This window comes from Micromonospora sp. BS32, assembly GCF_059089345.1.
In genome coordinates this window covers 30,055-49,630 of the sequence record NZ_JBSSHR010000007.1, presented here as the reverse complement: position 1 = coordinate 49,630, position 19,576 = coordinate 30,055, and the positions used below count along the sequence as shown (strand labels likewise).

Sequence of the window (19,576 nt, the reverse complement as noted above, 5' to 3'; positions counted from 1 at the left end):
GATCGTGCTGTCGCCCCGCACCGCCCTCACCGCCGGTTCTTCGGGTCGATCGCATCGCGCATCGCCTCACCGAGCAGGGTGAAGCCGAGCGCGACCACGATGATGGCGAGCGCCGGATAGTAGGCCAGTTCGGGGCGGACCTCGAAGTAGTGGACGCCGGCGTCGCCGAGCATCGCGCCCCACTCGGCCCGCTCCTGGTCCGGGTCGCCGAGCCCCAGGAAGGAGAGCGACGCGGCCTCGATGATCGCGGTGGAGAGGGTCAACGTGGCCTGCACGATCACCGGGGTCATCGCGTTGGGCAGCATGTGCCGGAGCACGATGTTGCGCTCCTTGACGCCGAGCGCCCGGGCGGCGAGCACGTGGTCGCTCTCCCGCTGGGCGAGCATCGCCCCGCGCAGCAGCCGGGCGAAGATCGGCACGTTGACGATGGCCACCGCGAGGATCACCGTCCACTGGCTGGGCCGGGTGACCACGGCGACCAGGGTGATCGCCAGCAGCAGCGCCGGCAGGGCCAGCATCACGTCGGTGAACCGCATGAGCAGGTTGTCGACCCAGCCGCCGAAGGCGCCGGCGACCGCCCCGAGCAGCACGCCGAGGCCGAGACCGATCAGCGTGGCGAGCACGCCGACAAAGAGGGTCTGCCGGCTGCCGTAGATCAACCGGGAGAAGAAGTCCCGACCGAGCTGGTCGGAGCCGAGCGGGAAGCCATCGCTCGCGCCAGGGATGTTGTCGGCGGTGAGTCGGCTGGTCAGCTCGTCGAACCGCTGCATCGGATCGTGCGGCGCGATCAACGGCGCGAAGATCGCGATCAGCAGGAAGAGCACGATGAGGATGGCGCCGATGATCGCCGCCGGGTTGCGCCGGAGTCGACGGATCGCGTCCCGGACGAGGCTGACCCCGCCGCTCTCGGCGCTGGCCTGGGCCAGCTGCTCCAGCTGCGCCTTCTTGCGCTCACCGAGCAGGCCGATGCCGCGCTCACTCATGCCGCCGGCCTGGGAGCCACCGGCGCGCTGGCCGACCACGTCGGGTCGGGTTACCGGATCACTCATCGCACACGCACCCTCGGGTCGATGAAGGCGTAGGAGAGGTCGACCAGCAGGTTGATCACCACGAAGACCAGCGCGGCGAGCAGGATCAGCGCCTGCAGCACCGGGTAGTCCCGGCCGCCGGTGATCGAGTCGGTGATCAGCGTGCCGAGCCCGCCCCAGTTGTAGACCTTCTCGGTGAGCACCGCGCCGGAGAGCAGCGCGCCGGTCTGCAGGCCGATGGTGGTGACCACCGGCAGCAGGGCGTTGCGCAGGATGTGCCGGCCGCGGATCGTGCGGTGCCGCAGGCCCTTCGCCTCGGCGGTGCGCACGTAGTCCTCGTTGAGCACGTCGAGCACGCTGGCCCGGGTGATCCGGACGATTACCGCCATCGGAATGGTGGCCAGCGTCAACGCCGGCAGGATCAGGTGCCAGAGCGTGTCGGCGGTGGCATCGAACTCCCGGGTGAGCAGGCTGTCCAGGACGAAGAACCCGGTGACCTCGGTGTTGTCGATGCCGGTGGTGACCCGCCCGGACGGCGGGAACCAGTGGATGTTCTGGGTGAAGACATCCTTGAGCAGGTAGCCCAGGAAGAAGATCGGGATCGAGATGCCGAGCAGGGTGCCGATGACGGTCAGGTGGTCGAGCGCCCGGCCGCGCCAGCGGGCGGCGAGGTAGCCGAGGGGGATACCCAGACCCACCGCGATGATCATCGCGGCGAGGGCCAGCTCGACGGTGGCCGGGAAGGCCCGACCGATCACCTCGGTGACCGGGTCACCGGTCCGGATCGAGTTGCCGAAGTCGCCGGTGATCACGCGCTGCATGAACTTCCCGTACTGCACCAGGATCGGCTGGTCGTAGCCGAGCGCCTTGATCAGCAGGGCGCGGCGTTCGGGGGTGGCCCGCTCGCCGAGCAGCGCCTCGATCGGGCCGCCGGGCAGGTTCCGCAGCCAGATGAAGATCAGCGCGGACAGCGCTATCAGCGTCACCACCAGCTGCAGCAGGCGGCGGACTATGACTCGCAACATCTCTCACACACCAGACTCTCGATGTTCGCGGAATCGGCCCGGGCCGGGAGGAGCCCCCGACCCGGGCCGATCCACGCCTACGGCGTCAGCCGACGGACGTCACTTGGAAACGCTGACCGTGTTGAAACGCTCGTCGGTCAGCGGGCTGGCGACCAGCCCCTTCACGTCCTTGGTGACGACGATGGCCGGCGGGGCGTGCCAGATCGGCACGGCCGGCAGCCACTTCGCGGCGATGTCCCGGTTGACCTGCTCCCACGCGGCCTTCTTGCCGGCCTCGTCGACGGTGCCGTCCGCCTTGGCGATGGCGTCGAACATCTCGGTCATGGCCTGGTCGCCGAACTCGACCTTGCCCCGGCCGAAGAAGGTGCCGACGAAGTTGCCCGGGTCGTTGTAGTCACCGGTCCAGCCGAGGATGTGCAGGTCGTGCTTGCCGAACTGCTGCACGTCGTCCTTGTAGCCACCGTTCCACGGACGCGGCACACCGGTGACCTTGATGCCGACGGCCTTGAGGTCGTTGGCCAGGATGGTGAAGATCTCCTGCGGGTTCGGCATGTACGGCCGGGAGACGTCCGGCGGGTAGTAGAAGTTGAGGGTCAGACCCTCGGCGCCGGCCTCCTTGAGCAGCTGCTTCGCCTTCTCCGGGTTGTAGTCGTACTTCTGCACGTCCGGGGCGTAGCCGAGCACGGTGTCCGGCATGAACTCGTCGGCGACCTTGGTGCCACCCGGGCCCTTGGTCTGGACGAGCTGCTGACGGTTGAGGGCGTAGGCGATCGCCTGGCGCACCCGCAGGTCCTTCAGCTTCGGGTTCTTCTGGTTGAGACCCAGGTAGAGGATGTTGAACGCAGGGCGGTCGAGGACCTGGAAGCCCTCACCGGCGAGCGCCTTCCGGTCGGCCGGAGCCGGGAAGTCGATGCCCTGGACGGTGCCCGCGCGCAGCTCCTGCTTACGGGTGTTCTCGTCCTTGATCACCTTGATGATCAGCTTGTCGACCTTGGCCTTCTCGCCCCAGTAGTCGGGGTTCCGGTCCAGGGTGATCTCGTTCTTGGCCTTGTCCCAGCCACCGAACTTGAACGGGCCGGTGCCGACCGGGCCGGCGGTCGCGAACGAGCTGTACTCGAACGAGTCGCCGTTCTGCTTGACCGTGTCGGCGTCGCCCTTCTTCAGGGCCTCCGGGCTGGCGATCGAGAGCGCGGTCAGCGCGAAGGCGCCGGGGAACGCGCCCTTGTACTGGTTCATGGTCAGGACGGCGGTGTTGTCGTCCTTCGCCTCGCACTTGTTGTAGACCGGCTTGCCGGCGTCGGCACTCTCGTTCTTCGCGAAGCCGCCGAAGACGTCCATGTAGTAGATCATCTGCGACTGGGCGGCGGCGCCCTTCATGTTGTACCAGCGGTCGAAGTTGTAGCAGACCGCGGCGGCGTTGAAGGGGGTGCCGTCGTGGAACTTCACGCCCTGGCGCAGCTTGAAGGTCCAGACCTTGCCGTCGGGGTCGTGCTCCCAGCTCTCGGCCAGGCCCCCCTCCAGGTCGGCCGTGCCCGGCTTGTTCATGACGAGGGTGTCGTACATCTGCCGGATCGGCCGGAACGACTCACCGTCATCGTTGAAGATCGGATCGAAGTTCTTCGGGTCGCCGGCACCGGCGAAGATGAAGGTGCCGCCAGTCTTGGCTTCGCCACTGTCATCGCTGCGGTCGCTATCCGCGCAGCCGGCTGCGCCGACCGCAAGGGCTGCAACGGCCGCGAGGCTCACGGCCGTCCTTAGCCTTCTCGCCTGCATCTCTCACCTCTGTCATCCGCCTGACCAACGCCGGGTTATGGCTCGGTCCGTGTGCCGGAGGCTATGACACGACACACGGAAGCGGAACGCCCGTTAGGCAATCGCTATCAAGCCGACACCAAGCGGCCGCGTCTGACAGCCCCGGATCTCCCGACAAACGGGGCTGTCACACCGGGCACCCCGTCCCGGTTCGGCCGGAAGGGCGGCGACGCGCCCCACCAAACCACCCCAAACCCCCACCCCGAGAAGCCGCACCACCTCGTGTCCGCCGTGGCCGATCTCCCGCCCGCCGCCGCCGGCTCCGCGTCCGGCCTCATCGGGTACGCGGACACCCGCCAGCGCCCGTCCCCATGCGGACGGTCGGACCGCCAGCGACGACCACCGTGCCCTGGACATGGCGGATTACCGGTGCCGCCTTCTGCGATGGATGTCCGGTTTTGCGGTGTGGAGAGCCTGCCCGATCCCGGCCCGCACCCTGACCGGCGCGTCCGGTCTGTGCCGTGGTGACCGCTTGTCCAGTTCCGCCGCACGGCGACGGGTCCGGTCTGCACCCGCCGGGCGGTGTCGTCCCGTGACCGGTGGCACCCTGAGCCCGGAATCCTGGCCGGCCCGCCGTCGTTACATATCCCGTACGACCGCAGTAGCAACCCCTCCGGCCCGGCCGGATGGATGCGGTGGCCCCGGAATGACGGCGGGCCGGCGGTCGTTACATCCTCTGCACGACCGCACTAGCAGCCCCTCCCGGCCTGGCCGGATGGATGGCCAAGCCCCGGAATGATGGCGGGCCCGCGGTCGTTACACATGGTCCCGGCGCCCGAGCCCCCCGGCTTGTGAAGCCAGCCGGACGAAGACTTTCCCCCTTGTGCTTTGAGCGCCCCTGTTCGTGGTGCTTGCCCGCCCGTGACCGTCCCCCTGGTTCGGGTTGGGCCAACCCCCGAAGGAGCTTCTCTGATGAAGACCACCATGCTGCGTAAGAGTGTTCTGGGTATCGCTGGTCTGGCCTTCGCCGGTGGCGTGTTCGCCGGCCCGATGGCCGAGGCGCACGCCGCCCCGGCGGTGGACGCCAAGCCCGTCGCGGTGGCCGTGCAGGCCGACAAGCCGGGCGTGGACAAGGCCAAGCTGATCCCGCACGGTGTGCAGGGCAGCCAGTCGCGCATCGACCTGAACGATGAGCAGACCGCGAACGTGAAGGCGATCATCGCCGGGACGAAGAAGTCGGGTCTGGACGAGCGGGCCGCGGTCATCTCCATCGCCACCAGCCTGCAGGAGTCGAAGCTGGAGAACCTGGGCCACCTCGGCGACCGCAACGACCACGACTCGCTGGGCCTGTTCCAGCAGCGCCCGTCCTCGGGTTGGGGCAGCCCGGAGCAGATCACCGACCCGATCTACTCCACCATGGCCTTCCAGAAGGGCCTCAAGCAGATCGACGGCTGGCAGGACATGCCGCTGACCGAAGCCGCCCAGACCGTGCAGGTCTCCGCCTACCCGGACGCCTACGCCCAGTGGGAGCAGCAGGCCGCCGACCTCGTCGCCAAGCACTGGAACAGCTGACCCCGATAAGCGAACGCTGGCCGGCACCCCTGACGGGTGCCGGCCAGCGGCGTATTCGTGGCCGGTGGTCAGACCGCGCGGCGTCCCTCGAACGCGCGACCGAGGGTGATCTCGTCGGCATACTCGAGGTCGCCACCGACCGGCAGGCCGCTGGCCAGCCGGGTCACCGCGATCCCCATCGGCTTGACCATCAGCGCGAGGTACGTGGCAGTCGCCTCGCCCTCGGTGTTGGGATCGGTGGCGAGGATCAGCTCCCGGACCACGCCACTGCTGAGCCGGGTCATCAGCTCGCGGATGCGCAGGTTGTCCGGGCCGATCCCCTCCAGCGGATTGATCGCCCCGCCGAGCACGTGGTAGCGGCCGCGAAACTCACCGGTCCGCTCGATCGCCACCACATCCTTGGGCTCCTCGACCACGCAGAGCACCTCGTCGGTACGGCGCGGGTCGCGGCAGATCCGGCACTGCTCGGATTCCGCCACGTTGAAGCAGGTGGTGCAGAACCGGACCAGCTCCTTGACCTTGCGCAGGGCGCCGGCCAACCGGTTGACGTCGGCGGGGTCCGCCGAGAGGACGTGGAACGCGATCCGCTGGGCGCTCTTCGGGCCTACGCCCGGCAGCCGCCCCAGCTCGTCGATCAGGTCCTGGATGGCACCTTCATACATCTGCGGATCAGAATCCGGGCAGCCCGAGGCCGCCCATGCCACCGGCGACCGGGCCCATCTTCTTCTCGGTCAGCTCACGGGCCGCCTCGGCGGCGTTGTGCAGGGCCGCGACGACCAGGTCCTCCAGGGTCTCCACGTCCTCCGGGTCGACCGCCTTCGGGTCGATCTTGATGCTCTTGATGTCACCGGAGCCGGAGACGGTCGCGGTGACCAGGCCGCCGCCGGCGGTGCCGGTCAGCTCGGCCTCGGCCAGCTCGGCCTGGGCCTTGGCGATCTGCTGCTGCATCTTCTGCGCCTGCTTCAGCATCTGCTGCATGTTCGGCTGTCCACCTGGGCGCACGGATGGCTCCTTCTCGCACTCGTCTGCTCGGCCGCGCCCAGCCTAACCGGGGGCGGCCCGTGGTCCGGTCGGGGGAACACCTGCGTCAGCGGGCATCCACCTCGTCGATCTTCTCGGCGCCGAACGCCTCGCGGAGCAGCTGCACCGCCTGCTCCTCGCTGGACTGCCGGGCCGTCCGCTCGTCAATCACCTCGTCCAGCGGCTCGTCACCCGGGTCGAAGCCCTCGTAGGACTGGGCGGCCGGCTGCGAGCGGCCACCACGTACCGGCCCGTCGTAGTCCGGGTCGTACGGCGGCTCGCCGGCCCAGTCTGCGTCTGCGGTCTTCCGGGTCACCTGGGCGGTCCGCGGGCCCTTGCCCACACCGGCGGCGGCCGCTGCGGCCGCCGCGCGGGCCGCCGCGATCGCGCTGCTCACCGGCGCGCTGCCGGGGCCCGCCGAGGGCGGCGTCGCCCGCGGTCCGGCCGGCTTCGGTACGGCCGGCGCGGCGGGCGCCGGAGCAGCCGTGGTGGTCGCGGTCGCGGCACCCGTGGTCGCGGTACCCGTGGTGGTGGTGGCCGTCGCGCCGCCGGGGCGGGCGGGTTCGGGCCAGTCGTCGGCGCTCGCCGCCCCGGTCGCCGTGCCACCGGGGCGGGCCGCCTCGGGCCAGTCCTCGTCGGCACCGCCACCGGGACGGGCCGGCTCCGGCCAGTCGTCGTCAGCATCGGAGCCACCGGCATCGGAGCCGCCGGTCGGACCCGTGCCGGGCGCCTCGGGACGCGCTGCCCCACTGGCCGGGCCACGGGCGGTCGCGCTCATCGGACCACCAGCCGGACCGGAACCGACGGCGGTGTTCGGAGCCACGCCCACCGGTCCACCGCCCGGGGAGCCGGTCACCGCACCGGGGGACGGACCGCTCGATCCGGACCCGGCGGAGCCGACCACGCCACCTCCGGACGAACCGTGGGCGCCACCGGAAGAACCGTTCGAGCCGCCACCGGAGGGACCGGCGAGTCCGCCACCAGCGGAACCGTGGGCACCACCGCCGGCGGAACCGTTCGTGGCAGGACCGGCGGCGCCGGGTGCAGTAGGACCGGGGGCACCCGGTCCGGCAGGACCGGGAGAACCGGTCGGGCCGCTGCGGGCGGGCGGGCCGTCAGCGGGGGTGGCGGCGGGCGGGGCGGACGCGGGGGTCGGGGTGGGCGCGGGGCGGGGCGGAGCGGACCGGGGCGGCCCGCCCAGCGACGTACCGCCGCGTTCACCGGCGACCTCGCAGCGGATCTGCCAGCGCCCACCCAGCTCCTCGTAGAGCGCGTCGGTGAGCACCGCGGCGTGGTCGGACATCATCTTGGCCAGCACCGACGACTTGACGGTCAGCACCAGCGTGTCGCCGTCCAGGTCCCGGACGACGGCGTCGCGCATCAGCGCGGCGATCCGCTTGTTGCTCCGGTTGACCTTCCCGACCACCTCCGGCCAGACACGGCGTACCGCGACGGTGTCGAGCGCACCCGGCGCGCCGGCACCCGGGCGGGGCGGCTCGGGCGTGGCCGGGTCGCGCATCACCGCCTCCGGCGGCACCCGCCGGGGTGTCGCGGGGGCGATCGGGGCCGGGTCGGCCGCACCGACGGCCGGAGCGCCGGAGCCCACGGCCGGCGAAACCGGTGCACCGGCGGGGGCGGACGGGCCGCCGTGAACCGTGCCGGCAGGCTCCGCGATGGCGGCGCCGGACGCGGGCGCTGCCGGGGAGTGGGGTGCGGCGGGGGCGGGCTCGGGGCGTACCTGAGCGGCGGGAGGGACCGGCGCGGAGCCGGCGGCGGCCGGCGGCAGTTCGGCGCCACCCAGGGTGAGCCGCCGTTCCATCCGTTCCAGGCGCTGGAGCAGGCCGCCGGTGGAGTCGTCCACGCCGGGCAGCATCATCCGGGCGCAGATCAGCTCCAGCAGCAGCCGGGGCGCGGTGGTGCCGCGCATGTCGACCAGGCCGTTGTGCACGATGTCGGCGCAGCGGGACAGGGTGGCCGGGCCGAGCCGCTGGGCCTGGGCGGCCATCCGCTCGATCTGGTCAGCCGGACCGTCGATCAGGCCCTTGGCGGCGGCGTCGGGCACCTGCTGGAGCACGATCAGGTCGCGCAGCCGCTCCAGCAGGTCGGAGGCGAACCGGCGCAGGTCGTGGCCGGCCTCGGCGACCCGGTCGACGGTGGCGTACGCGGCCGCGCCGTCCCCGGCGGCGAGCGCGTCGCACATCTCGTCGATCAGCGCCGAGTCGGTCACGCCGAGCAGCGCGGCGGCCCGAGCGTAGCCGACCCCCTCCGGGCCGGCGCCCGCGATGAGCTGGTCGAGCACGGAGAGGCTGTCCCGCATGCTGCCCCCACCGGCGCGCACCACCAGCGGGAAGACCGCCGGATCGACGGTCACCCCCTCCGCCTCGGTGAGCTGCTCCAGGTACGGCCGGAGCACCTTCGGCGGGAACAGCCGGAACGGGTAGTGGTGGGTCCGCGACTTGATCGTGCCGAGGACCTTCTCCGGCTCGGTGGTGGCGAAGATGAACTTGACGTACTCCGGCGGCTCCTCGACCAGCTTGAGCAGGGCGTTGAAGCCGGCCGACGAGACCATGTGCGCCTCGTCGATGATGTAGATCTTGAAGCGGCTGCTGGCCGGGGCGAAGAACGCCTTCTCGCGCAGCTCCCGGGCGTCGTCGACGCCACCGTGGCTGGCCGCGTCGATCTCGATGACGTCGATCGAACCGCCGCCGTCGGGGGCCAGCGAGCGGCAGGACCCGCACGTCCCGCACGGCTCGGGGGTGGGGCCCTGCTCACAGTTGAGCGAGCGGGCCAGGATCCGGGCGCTGGAGGTCTTGCCGCAGCCGCGCGGGCCGGAGAAGAGGTAGGCGTGGTTGAGCCGGCCGCTGCGCAGCGCCTGTGACAGCGGCTCGGTGACCTGCTCCTGGCCGATCATTTCGGCGAAGGTGCGCGGCCGGTACTTGCGGTAAAGGGCCAGTGCCACCCGTACCGCCTCCTCTCGACCGAGCCATTCTGCGCCGGTCAGGCGCGGGTGACCACCCACCACCGGAGTGACCTGACCCGTAGGTACGGTACCGGTGCCCGGAGACAAAAAGGCCTCCCGTGCACCCGGCAGAGCTCGCTTATCCTTGCTGCCTTCCGGCCCTGGGGAGGTTCACGAGATACCGCCGCACGGGAGGTACCGCCAAGCCTACCCGACCTCGCGTGGATCTTCAGGGGGTGGTGGGGTGGCCGGCCGCCGGGGTACCTGTATCCTGGCTCGCGGAGGATTCGCCTAGAGGCCTAGGGCGCACGCTTGGAAAGCGTGTTGGGTTTACACCCTCACGAGTTCGAATCTCGTATCCTCCGCTCGCTTGAGCAGCATCGACGAAGGGCCGGCCCCACTCGGGGCCGGCCCTTCGTCGTCTCCCTGCCCGCAGGTCCCCCTCGCCGGCGCCCGTCGCACAACTCATCAGCGCCCCTCCGGGACTGGGCCGGCAGCGGCAAGGACGTCGCCGGCCTGTGGAAGACCGCGATGGCGAACCCGCGGACCATCTCCGTCGACCAGCTTCCGGACATGACCGCCTGGTGACGAACCCGTCGGGAAGGGGCCGGGCCCGCCGAGGTCCGGCCTCTTCCCGGTACGCCCCGGCGGGTTCGGCCGGTACGGTGCCAGGAACCGGCGGGCGGCGGATCCGTCGTACACATGTTCCATCCACAGCCTGTGGATGGCGGGGGGATCCGATGAGTTACCAGCTCAGCGCGGTCGTCGCGGACGCCGAGCTACTGCGGGAGCAGACCGCCGACCTGGACCACGCGGTGCTGGCCGCGCTGCGCCAGGACTTCGCCCTGCTGCCGGTGACACCGCAGCTCGTGCAGGAGCTGACCGGCGCGCTGCCGGACTTCGCGACCGACGAGCCGGATGCCGACCACCCCTTCGCGTTGGTCCTCGCACCAGCCCTGGCCGCGCTGCTGGCCCGCTGGTCGAGGCGCGGGCCGGTGGCATACCTGGAGGCGGAGTTCGCCGGCGGGCTGGGACGCCAGTCGGCGGTGGTGTGGCTGGGCGGCGAGGTGACCTGGGGGCCACACTTCGACGGCGCCCTGGACCGGCCGCGCGCCGAGTGGCCGATCAACGCGGCGCTCACCCGGCTGGGTACGGAGCCGGGGCCGTGGATCGACCCGTTCGCCGAACTCGGGCTGCACCTGGAACGCGACACGGCCGGCTGGCTGACCCACGGCCGGCGGGGTCTGACCGCCGACTACTGGGACGAGCTGGCCGAGGAATGGGAATTCCGGCAATCCGGCGACGACCAGCAACCTCAGCGCCCCGGTCCCGTTGGGGACTGGGGGCTTCCGTGAAATTGCGACAATTTGCTTTTATTGCTGTGCTGCTGACCGCCGCCTCGATCGCCGGCAGTGGCGTGGCGCCGCAGGGTCCGCTGGTGCCGGCCCGACCCGTCGGCGACACCGAGGTGGTCGACCTCGACGGCCTGAGCGGCATCGAGTTCGGTGACACCGAGCAGGAACTCAGCCGGCGCGGCGCACTCCGCTCCGATGTGGACGCCTGCGGCCCGACGCTGACCGACCACGAGGAGGTCAGCCCGATCTTCGTCGAGGACCGGCTGGTGCTGCTCTGGCTGGACGACCCGATGAGCACCCCGGACGGGATCACGGTCGGCACCCCGGTCAGCGACGTGCGGGAGCGCTACCCGTCGGCGACCCGGCTGGCCGCCCCGCGCGGCACGTACCGGTTCGACGGACTGCTCGCCCGCAACGGCAACCGCGCGTACCTGTTCCTGCACGACGGGGTCACCGTCCGGGAGATCATCGCGGGGTACGCCGAGTGGGCCCGCCGCCTCTTCGACGAGGGCTACGGCCCCTGCTGAGCCGGCCCGCACCGCGTACCACCAAGCCGATTGTCCGAAGATCATCGGCGTGGAATCATCTTCTCGCCGGCGCAGATGACGCAGGCACCACACGGGGAGTTGATTGTGCGGACAACCCTGCCCGCCCGCCCGGGGCACCGGGCCACCAGGGGAAACTCACGGCTCACGATGGCCGTCGCGGCCGTGTTGACTGTCCCGACGTTCCTGGTCGGACCGTCCACCGCCGGCACGGGCGGAACGACGTCGACCGCCGCCACCCATCAGTCGTCCACGGTGACCGCCGCCGCCGCCCGTCCGGCCACCGCGACCGCGCCGACCGGGGCCGCCTTCCCGGCGTCGTCGCGGGCCACCGCGACCGCCGAGGCGCCGTCGTCGACCGCGCCCGCCGGTGTCGTGTCCCCCACGCCCACGCCCACGTCGACGTCGAGCGCGACGGCCGCCGGGCTGACGACGGAGCCGACCCGCGCCCGGCGGCTCACCATCACCCAGACGCGGCGGAACAACACCCGCTCCTTCTGCGGCGGCAAGCTGACCTTCGGCACGGTGAAGGCCTGCCCGTGGATCACCGACCTGGCGAAGGACACCTGGACGGTAACCACGACCGCCGACTCCGACACCCTGTACGCCCAGTTCGACGAGGTGTCGGGCGTCAGCCTCACCGCCTGGGTGAGCGGCGGGGACGGCACCAGGTTCTGTGACCTCGCCGCCGCCCTCAACCAGTGCCGACTCGGCACTGCCGGCATTTACACGATCGCAGTGACGACGGACAGCGGCAGCGGGAAGGGGTCCTACACCCTTTCGGTCGAATCGAGGCGGACGCCGTCGACCTGCGAGCAACTGCCGCAGGACGTCTTCTCCTGGGCCTCGACCGGGGTCGGCGGCACCCTCCCGGCCGGGTTGGCCGCTCGGTGCTTCACGTTCGACCAGCCCACCGGCACCGCTCTGTACATCGCCAAGCCGCACCTGCGGGACCCGGGCACGGGCGCCCTCCGGGCAGTGATCATGGACGCGCGGCACCAGCAGCTCTGCCAGTCCGGCCACGACGACAGCGACTGCACGCTGAACACGCCGGGGCCGTACCGGGTCTTCCTGCACGAGGATCACGGCGAGCAGACGGCATACGCCCTCTGGATGCCGCGCATCTCCCAGGCCGTCGGCTGCCCGACGCTGCCGCTTGCCCCGTTCGGCGACCCGGGCTCAGCTGCCCGCCGAGCCCTCCTGCAGCCGAACCAGCGGGTCTGCCACTCCTTCTCCACCGCCACCGCCGGTGAGGTCGCGGTCCGCATCGACTGGTTCACCGAGCAGTACCTGCGGTGGAAGCTCTACGACAACGCCGGCCGGCGGATCTGCGACAGGTCCTCCGCCCGCTACTGCACCCTGCCCGCGGCCGGGTCGTACACACTGCTGCTGTGGAGCGCGTTCCACCCGAACGTGCTGGACTACCAGTTGGCGGTGACCGCACTGCACCGCGTCGACGGCTGCGCCTCCACCACCGGCACCTCCTGGGACCAGCCGACCCTGCGCCTGCAGCAGACCTCCCCGGTGCAGACCAACTGCCAGCCGTTCCAGGGCAGGGCCGGCGACCGGGTGGTCACGTACGTCGAGAACACCGACTCCACGTGGCTCGTCGACCAGAAGGGTGCCCGGATCTGCGCCAGCTCGTCCGACGGCGAGGCCGGCTGCGTGCTCCCGGCCGACGGCAGCTACCGGGTGATCTCGTACCTGCCGGCGTGGGATGCCGGAGGCAGCAACACGTACCCGATGCAGATCCGCCGGCTCTCCGACGCCGTCGGCTGCCCCACCCTCGCACCCGGCAGCTACGGCGTCGCACCGACAGCGGGCGGGATCCGCTGCCGCACGCTGGAGATCGCGCAGGCCGGTGACTACCGGCTGCGCACCGTCGGCGAGAACAACGACGCCGTGTCGAGCCGGGTGTACGACCGCGCGGGCCGGCTGGTCTGCGTTCCCGGCCGCTGCACCCTCCCCACCGCCGCCCGCTACACCCTGGTGCTCGGGCCGGACTCGGTGGTCGAGAACGACGTCGAGCACGCCGCCGCGCTCCTGCCGTGGGCGCCTTCGGGCTGCGCCGCCGTGTCGGACACCGGCTGGCGGGACGCTCCGCGCCGGGGCGCGTTCCAGGCCGCCGGGCAGATCGACTGCCTCCGGCTGAACAGCCCGGCCGGCTCCCGCATCGTGTTGTCGGAGCCGGTCGAAGGGCCCGACGACAGGCAGGCGGAGATCACCGTGGTGGACGCCACCGGCACCGACGTGTGCCCGACCGGGTCCAGCTGCGAACTGACCGGGCCGGCACCGTTCTTCGCCCTGGTCAACGGCGTCATCCACGAGCCCACCGGCACGTACGCGGTGGCGTTCTCCCGGGTCGACGGGCCGCCCGCCTGCCCGGTGCTGCCCCCGGACACCACGGTGACCACCGGCGCGGACCGGTTCGTGACCTGCTTCTCGATCCCGGCCGACCAGCACGCGGCGATGGAGAGCTTCACCTGGAAGCGGACCGCCGGCGCCGGGGTCGCCGAGGTGTCGGTCCTCGACAGCCGGGGCGTGGAGCGCTGGAACTGCGGCGGGGGACGCACAGCGGAGTGGGCCTTCACCTGCAGCCTGCCGGAGGGTCCCCTCACGGTGCTGCTGGAGACGGACGGAAAGGACGCCACGTACCGGCTGACCCACTCCGACGCCAGCGCCCCGGCTGGCTGAGACGCGGTGGGCCGGCCCAGCAGGGCCGGCCCACCGAATTGCCGTACACACGGAAACCGCATGGCCCGGCGCGACATCTGGTTGGTCTTCGACGGTCGGCTCTGGCGGGTCCGTGGCCGCCTCGGTGGTGCCGGCGGGCAGGAGGTCTCGTACGACTTCCCGGACGAAGCATCCGCAGGCTCGGTGGTCGACCGGATGATGAAGACCTCGGCCGGCAGTTGGCGCGACCTCACCAGGGCAGTTCGGCAGGAGTCCAACCGCCGGCGCACCTGACTAGCTATGCCGGACACTGCAGCTTGTCACCCTCGCCTGCGTTTCCGTCGATGGATGATCGTATAGATGATCATCACTGAGCGGCGAGGAGGCAGACGTGAATCTCCCATACACGATCCAAAAGATCGCTCTACCAACCGTGGTCAACGGTAGTCCGCTGTCCGCGCGGGGGGCCGCGATCTTCATGACCGCCTGGGTCATCGGCGCACTGTTCGTGGGCTTCATGCTGTGGCGTCGCCGCCGTTGAGTCAGGTCGGCTGCCCACACCTGCCAGCCGCTGGCGGAAGCAGGGCGGGCACTGCTCCAACCGCCGCCAGGTGCGAGCCGACACCGCCGCCGAAAAGGGGCCCTTGAGCGCGAACTGAGACCACAGGCGGAAGGCCCGGCCGGTCCTGGCGGACCGACCGGGCGTTCTCGCTGTTCACGAGCGGTGGCGGCGGGATTTGAACCCGCGGAGGGCGTAAACCCTCACACGCTTTCGAGGCGTGCTCCTTAGGCCACTCGGACACGCCACCGCCGACGAGGGTACAGGACCGCGGGTCTGGGTGCCGAACCGGTATCCCCCGAGCCGGCCTGGCAGGATCTTTGCCATGAGTACGCACATCGGCGCGAAGCCGGGAGAGATCGCCGAGCGGGTCCTGATGCCGGGCGACCCGCTGCGGGCCAAGTGGATCGCGGAGACCTACCTCGAGGACGCCACGTGCTACTCGACGGTCCGGGGCATGCTGGGCTTCACCGGCCGCTGGAACGGCGTGAACGTCTCCGTCCAGGGCTCCGGCATGGGCATGCCGTCCGCCTCCATCTACGCCCACGAACTGATCAACGAGTACGGCGTGAAGACCCTGATCCGGGTCGGCTCCTGCGGCGCCCTGACCGAGGAGCTCAAGCTGCGCGACGTGGTCGCCGCGAGCGGGTCGTCGACCGACTCGAACATGAACCGGATGCGCTTCGACGGGCTGATCGACTACGCCCCGGTCGCCGACTTCGGGCTGCTGCGTACCTCGGTCGAGGTGGCCGAGCGGCGCGGCATCCAGATGCGGGTCGGGCCGATCCTGGCCGCGGACGCCTTCTACACCGACCGGCCGGACCTCTACGACACCCTCGCCGACTACGGCGTGCTGGCCGTCGAGATGGAGTCCGCGGCGCTCTACACGATCGCCGCCAGGTTCCGGGCCCGCGCCCTGACCATCCTCACGGTCAGCGACCACATCAAGACCGGCGAGAAGACCACCTCGCAGGAGCGTGAGCAGACCTTCGGCCAGATGGTCGAGATCGCCCTGGACACCGCCATCGCCTGATCACCCCTCCTTTCCCGACGCCCCGTCATCCGATCCGGATGGCGGGGTGTCGCCGTGTCGACGTGACCACGGTCACCGGACAAAACAATACGATCGGTCGTGCTTTTTGTTTAACCTCTCCCCATGACAGTCGACGGACGCGTCGCCCGCGGCGACCGGACCCGGGGCGCCGCGCTGGACGCCGCCGTGGTGCTGGCCACCGAGGTCGGACTGCACGGGCTCTCTCTCGCGCAGCTCGCCGACGCGCTCGGGGTGAGCAAGTCCGGCCTGTTCGCGCACTGGCGCTCCAAGGAGGCACTCCAGCTCGCCACCGTCGACCGGGCGGTGGAGCAGTGGCAGGAGCGGATCATCGGCCCGGCGCTGCGCGCCCCCCGGGGCGTCCGGCGGCTCTGGGCCCTGCACCAGGCCCGAATCGACTTCTACGCCGCCCGGGTGCTCCCCGGCGGCTGCTTCTTCGCCAGCACCGACTTCGAGTACAACGCCCGACCCGGCCCGGTCCGGGACCGCCTCGCCGAGGTGTTCGGCCGCTGGACCGAATTCCTCGAACACCTCGTCGGGGAGGCGGTCGCCGCCGGCGAACTCCCCGCCGACACCGACGTCCCGCAGTTGGCGTACGAGATCGACGCGCTCGGGATCACCGCCGCGATGCGGTCCCGGCTGCTGGACGCCGACGCCGCCTACCGGCACGCCCGCCAGGGCCTGCTGCACCGCCTACGGGCGCTGTGCCCCGATCCGACCCTGCTACCGGAAGGCCTCTCATGAGTCACGCCCTCGCCGCCCCCTCCGCCGTCGAATACGGCCACCTCGAACCCGTCAACGTGTACTTCGACGACCTCGACGCCCTCGGCATCCTGCACAACTCCCGGTACGCGGTGCTGCTGGAACGGGCCCTGACCGCGTACTGGGCCGAGCGGGGCGTCTCGTACCAGGGCGGGCAGCGCAGTGCGCCGGACACCTTCCACGCGGTCCGCGAGTTCGCCATCACCTACCGCGCTCCGATCGCGGCCACCGGGCCGGTGGCGGTGCACTTCTGGCTCGAACACTTCGGCACCAGCAGCGCCGAGTACGCCTACCAGTTCCGCTCGCTCGACGGCGGCATCGTGCACGCCGAGGGCCGGCGCGCGATCGTCCGGCTCGACCCGGCGACCCTGCGACCCACCCCGTGGACCGAGACCGCCCGCGCGGTGGCCGCGAACCTGCTCCGCCCCGCCCCGACCCCGGCCTGACCGGCCCACCAGCCTGAGCGGCGACCGACCTGGAACGGGACACCGGCCATGGACGGGCTGGTGGTCAGCGGAAGAAGGCGCGGAGGACGGCGGCGTTCTCCACCTCCAGGATGCCGCCGTAGACCTCAGGGCGGTGGTTGAGGCGGCGGTCGCGGAGCGCGTCCCAGAGGGAGCCGGCGGCACCGGTCTTGGGCTCCCAGGCGCCGAAGACCACGGTCGAGACCCGGGCCAGCACCAGCGCGCCGGCGCACATCGTGCACGGCTCCAGCGTCACGACCAGGGTGCAGTCGTCCAGCCGCCACCGGCCGAGCCGCTCGGCGGCCCGGCGCAGCGCCAACACCTCGGCATGGGCGGTCGGGTCCCCGGTCAACTCGCGTTCGTTGCGGCCGACGGCCAGCTCGGTGCCGTCCGGGCCGTAGACCACCGCGCCCACCGGCACGTCGTCCACCGTGACATCGGCGCCGGGCGGCGGCGAGTCGGGGCCCGTGACGGCGATCTCCAGGGCGCGGCGCATCCACAGCTCGTGCCGCTGCCGGCGACCAGCGGCGCCCGGGTCGGCCAGCCCCTCGTCCGCGCCCGGCCCGATCCGGCCGGGCCGGCCCGGGGTCGGCTGTCCGGGACGTACGGTCTCCAGCGCGGGGTCGGTCGCGTCGGCCGGCTCGGCGGCGCCCGCGAGGGGCGAGCCACCGCCGGAGAGGCCGGGCGGGTCAGACCTCACGCAGCTCCTCCACCTCGTCGGCGCAGCCGAGCACCTGGCACACCTCGGCGGTGACGTCGGCCGGCAGCATCCCTTCCTGGGCGCTGAGCCGGAGCAGCCGCTGGGACGGGATGCCCAGGTCGGCGAGGATGTCCGCGTCGCCGACCGGGTCGGCCTCCGGGTCGACGGCCGGCTGCTCGCTCTCGTCGTCGCCGGACGCGGCGGGCCGCGGCTCCTCGGCCTCGTCGAGCCCGGTGACGGAGGTCTTCAGGTCACCGACCAGCAGGGCGCCCAGCCGGGACTCCTCGGCGTACGCCGAGTCGGAGCCGAAGACCCGCAGGTCCTCCCCCTCGTCGAGGCGCAGGATCACCAGGTAGGCGTCGTCGGCCTCGACGAAGAGCAGTGACAGGTCGGCCTCCGGCTCGACGTCGCGCAGCCGCTCGGCGACGTCGTCGAGATCGGTGGCGCCGCGCAGACTCACCTCGGCGGCGCTCCAGCTGCCCTCGTCACGCACCACGGCGGCAGCGAAGTACGACACGGTCCCCCCAAAGGCCTCGGCACAGCACGCCGACTCATTACGCGTGCACGTTAACCGGTCGGGTCGGCAGGCGACCGGTCAACGCCCCGAAGGGCCGGCCAATCCTGCAAAAGTCGGTTCAGCTCGCGACGCGGCGACGCGTGGCGATGAGCTGGCGCAGTCGCTCGGTGTGCTCCCGCTGCGGCTTGTCGCGCTGTCGTACCGCCCGGGCTCCCGCCAGCTCGGCGAGAATCTGCAGGCGGCGACGGCTTCGCTCGGGATCGAGCCGCGGGGTGGTCCAAGCCATACGGGAAGCGTGCCCAGTCACAGCGGGTACGTCAAGTGGCGTTCGTTCCGCAGCGGGGCGATGACCCTACGTCACCACATGGGCCAGTTCCCGCTGGTCGCCCAGCGGACCACGACCACCGCGAACGCGATGCTCCAACCACCCGCGGTGACGATGGCGACGCCGGTGGCGACCCCCCGGTCGCCGTACCGGACCAGCGCCAGGGCGGCCAGCCAGGCCAGCCCGCCGGCGACCAGGGTCCACCAGGCGTAGCCGCCGACGTCTCGGCCGAGCAGGCCGAACAGCACCAGCCAGGCCGCGGCGAGCGCCGCGCCGGCGGCCACCCCGGCGCCGGTGACCGGGTGCGGTTCGCGCCAGGCGGGCCGGCGCGGTGGCCCGGCCGGAAAGAGCCCCGAGGGGATACGCGCCAGCTGACCGGGACCGGCCGCCGGCTGCGCCGGGTAGGCGGGCTGACCGTTCATCGCCGTCACTGCTCCCGTTCACGGAGGGTGGTGCTCACCGGGGACCCTCCCACCGTATCCGTCTGTCAGGATGTCCGAATGTCCTCCCGACCGACCGGCCGCCGTCGCGCGCGTCCGGCGTACCCCGTCCTGCTGCTGCTCGCGCCGGCGCTGCTCGGCGGCTGCGGGCCGGCCGAGCGGCCGGCCGCCGCACCGAGCGTGGTCTGGGACGGACCGAGCGCGGTGGCCACGGCGGACCAGCCGGCCGTCCCGCCCACCCCGCCGGCGGGGACCCGGGCCACGCCGGCCCCGTCGCCGACCCGGACGGACCTGCGGCGGGTCTTCCCGGTCCGCGCCGACGACGTCGACTACCACCCGACCCACTCGGGGTACCCGGGGACGGACATCTTCGCCGACTGCGGGGAGCCGGTCGTGGCGGTCACCGACGGCACGGTCCTGGAGGTGAGCAGGGTGGACCGGTTCGACCGGCGGGGGCCGTTGGGGCCGTTCAACGGCGGACTCTCGGTGTCGCTGCTCGGCGACGACGGGGTGCGTTACTACGGCTCGCACCTGAGCGCGATCAGCGCGGGCGTCGACGCGGGGGTGCGGGTGCGGGCCGGACAGCAGCTCGGCCGGGTGGGTCGGACGGGCAACGCGAACAATGTCTGCCACCTCCACTTCGGGCTCTCGCCGAAGTGCTCGGGGCACGACGACTGGTGGATCCGCCGGGGCGTGGTGTGGCCGGCGAAGTATCTGGACTCCTGGCGGAAGCGGGGCAACCGGTCCCCGGTCGCCGAGGTGTCCACGTGGGAGCGTGATCACGGCTGCCCGAAGGCCCCGCGCACCACGTCCGGGGCGGGCTGACCGC

General features: G+C 71.7%; 21 protein-coding genes, 2 tRNA genes and 1 other RNA gene. 11 read left to right on the top strand and 13 right to left on the bottom strand.

The annotated features are described in order from the left end of the window. Nucleotides 1-26: 26 nt before the first annotated feature. The 3 genes from AC5RWQ_RS13190 to AC5RWQ_RS13180 all read right to left on the bottom strand — a co-directional run bounded on the left by AC5RWQ_RS13190 (nt 27) and on the right by AC5RWQ_RS13180 (nt 3,826). Nucleotides 27-983, bottom strand: coding sequence for an ABC transporter permease (locus AC5RWQ_RS13190; RefSeq protein WP_334484327.1), 957 nt, complete (start codon nt 981-983; stop codon nt 27-29). A gap of 62 nt (nt 984-1,045) precedes the next feature. Next, complete coding sequence (locus AC5RWQ_RS13185) at nt 1,046-2,053, bottom strand: ABC transporter permease (protein WP_494283017.1); 1,008 nt, start codon at nt 2,051-2,053, stop codon at nt 1,046-1,048. A gap of 99 nt (nt 2,054-2,152) precedes the next feature. Further along, nucleotides 2,153-3,826: an ABC transporter substrate-binding protein gene (locus AC5RWQ_RS13180; RefSeq protein WP_494283016.1), complete on the bottom strand. Its 1,674-nt coding sequence runs from the start codon at nt 3,824-3,826 to the stop codon at nt 2,153-2,155. Between the two features lie 951 nt (nt 3,827-4,777). On the opposite strand from AC5RWQ_RS13180, the gene AC5RWQ_RS13175 reads away from it, so the two are divergent. Then, nucleotides 4,778-5,377, top strand: coding sequence for a hypothetical protein (locus AC5RWQ_RS13175; RefSeq protein WP_494283015.1), 600 nt, complete (start codon nt 4,778-4,780; stop codon nt 5,375-5,377). 68 nt (nt 5,378-5,445) lie between these two features. Here AC5RWQ_RS13175 and recR read toward each other — a convergent pair whose 3' ends face one another. The 4 genes from recR to ffs all read right to left on the bottom strand — a co-directional run bounded on the left by recR (nt 5,446) and on the right by ffs (nt 9,554). After that, nucleotides 5,446-6,039: a recombination mediator RecR gene (gene recR, locus AC5RWQ_RS13170; protein WP_334494228.1), complete on the bottom strand. Its 594-nt coding sequence runs from the start codon at nt 6,037-6,039 to the stop codon at nt 5,446-5,448. A 7-nt stretch (nt 6,040-6,046) separates the two neighbouring features. Continuing rightward, nucleotides 6,047-6,355, bottom strand: a complete 309-nt coding sequence (locus AC5RWQ_RS13165) for a YbaB/EbfC family nucleoid-associated protein (protein WP_334494230.1) — start codon at nt 6,353-6,355, stop codon at nt 6,047-6,049. Nucleotides 6,356-6,464: 109 nt separating this feature from the next. Further along, nucleotides 6,465-9,356: a DNA polymerase III subunit gamma and tau gene (locus AC5RWQ_RS13160; RefSeq protein WP_494283014.1), complete on the bottom strand. Its 2,892-nt coding sequence runs from the start codon at nt 9,354-9,356 to the stop codon at nt 6,465-6,467. 108 nt (nt 9,357-9,464) lie between these two features. Beyond that, nucleotides 9,465-9,554, bottom strand: an RNA gene (gene ffs, locus AC5RWQ_RS13155) — signal recognition particle sRNA small type. A gap of 82 nt (nt 9,555-9,636) precedes the next feature. On the opposite strand from ffs, the gene AC5RWQ_RS13150 reads away from it, so the two are divergent. From AC5RWQ_RS13150 to AC5RWQ_RS13140, 3 genes are all read left to right on the top strand, one after another. Then, a tRNA-Ser gene (locus AC5RWQ_RS13150) sits at nt 9,637-9,721 on the top strand. Between the two features lie 375 nt (nt 9,722-10,096). Continuing rightward, on the top strand, nt 10,097-10,711 hold the full coding sequence (locus AC5RWQ_RS13145; RefSeq protein ID WP_494283013.1) for a hypothetical protein: 615 nt from the start codon (nt 10,097-10,099) through the stop codon (nt 10,709-10,711). Nucleotides 10,712-10,743: 32 nt separating this feature from the next. Beyond that, on the top strand, nt 10,744-11,238 hold the full coding sequence (locus AC5RWQ_RS13140; protein ID WP_494283201.1) for a hypothetical protein: 495 nt from the start codon (nt 10,744-10,746) through the stop codon (nt 11,236-11,238). A 260-nt stretch (nt 11,239-11,498) separates the two neighbouring features. On the opposite strand, the gene AC5RWQ_RS13135 is transcribed toward AC5RWQ_RS13140, so the two are convergent. Further along, on the bottom strand, nt 11,499-11,804 hold the full coding sequence (locus tag AC5RWQ_RS13135) for a hypothetical protein (protein WP_494283012.1): 306 nt from the start codon (nt 11,802-11,804) through the stop codon (nt 11,499-11,501). Between AC5RWQ_RS13135 and AC5RWQ_RS13130 the strand changes: the two genes are divergently transcribed. The 3 genes from AC5RWQ_RS13130 (at nt 11,782) to AC5RWQ_RS13120 (ending at nt 14,470) form a co-directional block, all read left to right on the top strand. Then, on the top strand, nt 11,782-13,950 hold the full coding sequence (locus AC5RWQ_RS13130; protein ID WP_494283011.1) for a hypothetical protein: 2,169 nt from the start codon (nt 11,782-11,784) through the stop codon (nt 13,948-13,950). The genes AC5RWQ_RS13135 and AC5RWQ_RS13130 overlap by 23 nt on opposite strands. 60 nt (nt 13,951-14,010) lie before the next feature. Next, on the top strand, nt 14,011-14,223 hold the full coding sequence (locus tag AC5RWQ_RS13125; protein ID WP_494283010.1) for a hypothetical protein: 213 nt from the start codon (nt 14,011-14,013) through the stop codon (nt 14,221-14,223). 97 nt (nt 14,224-14,320) lie between these two features. After that, a complete protein-coding gene (locus AC5RWQ_RS13120) occupies nt 14,321-14,470 on the top strand; it encodes a hypothetical protein (RefSeq protein WP_494283009.1) in 150 nt (49 codons plus the stop codon). 181 nt (nt 14,471-14,651) lie between these two features. Here the strand turns inward: AC5RWQ_RS13120 and AC5RWQ_RS13115 are convergent. Then, nucleotides 14,652-14,738: transfer RNA gene (locus tag AC5RWQ_RS13115), tRNA-Ser, on the bottom strand. A gap of 75 nt (nt 14,739-14,813) precedes the next feature. Between AC5RWQ_RS13115 and deoD the strand changes: the two genes are divergently transcribed. The 3 genes from deoD to AC5RWQ_RS13100 all read left to right on the top strand — a co-directional run bounded on the left by deoD (nt 14,814) and on the right by AC5RWQ_RS13100 (nt 16,747). Beyond that, on the top strand, nt 14,814-15,521 hold the full coding sequence (gene deoD / locus AC5RWQ_RS13110; protein ID WP_494283008.1) for a purine-nucleoside phosphorylase: 708 nt from the start codon (nt 14,814-14,816) through the stop codon (nt 15,519-15,521). A 123-nt stretch (nt 15,522-15,644) separates the two neighbouring features. Further along, entirely contained in the window at nt 15,645-16,283 is a 639-nt protein-coding gene (locus tag AC5RWQ_RS13105; protein WP_494283007.1) for a TetR/AcrR family transcriptional regulator, read from the top strand. Next, complete coding sequence (locus tag AC5RWQ_RS13100) at nt 16,280-16,747, top strand: acyl-CoA thioesterase (protein ID WP_494283006.1); 468 nt, start codon at nt 16,280-16,282, stop codon at nt 16,745-16,747. The genes AC5RWQ_RS13105 and AC5RWQ_RS13100 overlap by 4 nt, the downstream gene beginning before the upstream one ends. 64 nt (nt 16,748-16,811) lie before the next feature. On the opposite strand, the gene AC5RWQ_RS13095 is transcribed toward AC5RWQ_RS13100, so the two are convergent. From AC5RWQ_RS13095 to AC5RWQ_RS13080, 4 genes are all read right to left on the bottom strand, one after another. After that, nucleotides 16,812-17,261 carry a nucleoside deaminase gene (locus AC5RWQ_RS13095; RefSeq protein ID WP_494283200.1) on the bottom strand — a complete coding sequence of 150 codons (450 nt, stop codon included), beginning with the start codon at nt 17,259-17,261 and terminating at the stop codon, nt 16,812-16,814. A 193-nt stretch (nt 17,262-17,454) separates the two neighbouring features. After that, nucleotides 17,455-17,982, bottom strand: a complete 528-nt coding sequence (locus tag AC5RWQ_RS13090; protein ID WP_494283005.1) for a tRNA adenosine deaminase-associated protein — start codon at nt 17,980-17,982, stop codon at nt 17,455-17,457. A 118-nt stretch (nt 17,983-18,100) separates the two neighbouring features. Further along, on the bottom strand, nt 18,101-18,268 hold the full coding sequence (locus AC5RWQ_RS13085) for a hypothetical protein (protein ID WP_334493183.1): 168 nt from the start codon (nt 18,266-18,268) through the stop codon (nt 18,101-18,103). Between the two features lie 71 nt (nt 18,269-18,339). After that, nucleotides 18,340-18,729 carry a hypothetical protein gene (locus AC5RWQ_RS13080; RefSeq protein WP_494283004.1) on the bottom strand — a complete coding sequence of 130 codons (390 nt, stop codon included), beginning with the start codon at nt 18,727-18,729 and terminating at the stop codon, nt 18,340-18,342. Between the two features lie 78 nt (nt 18,730-18,807). Here AC5RWQ_RS13080 and AC5RWQ_RS13075 point away from each other — a divergent pair, with 78 nt between their 5' ends. Then, complete coding sequence (locus AC5RWQ_RS13075; RefSeq protein ID WP_494283003.1) at nt 18,808-19,572, top strand: M23 family metallopeptidase; 765 nt, start codon at nt 18,808-18,810, stop codon at nt 19,570-19,572. Nucleotides 19,573-19,576 lie beyond the last annotated feature (4 nt).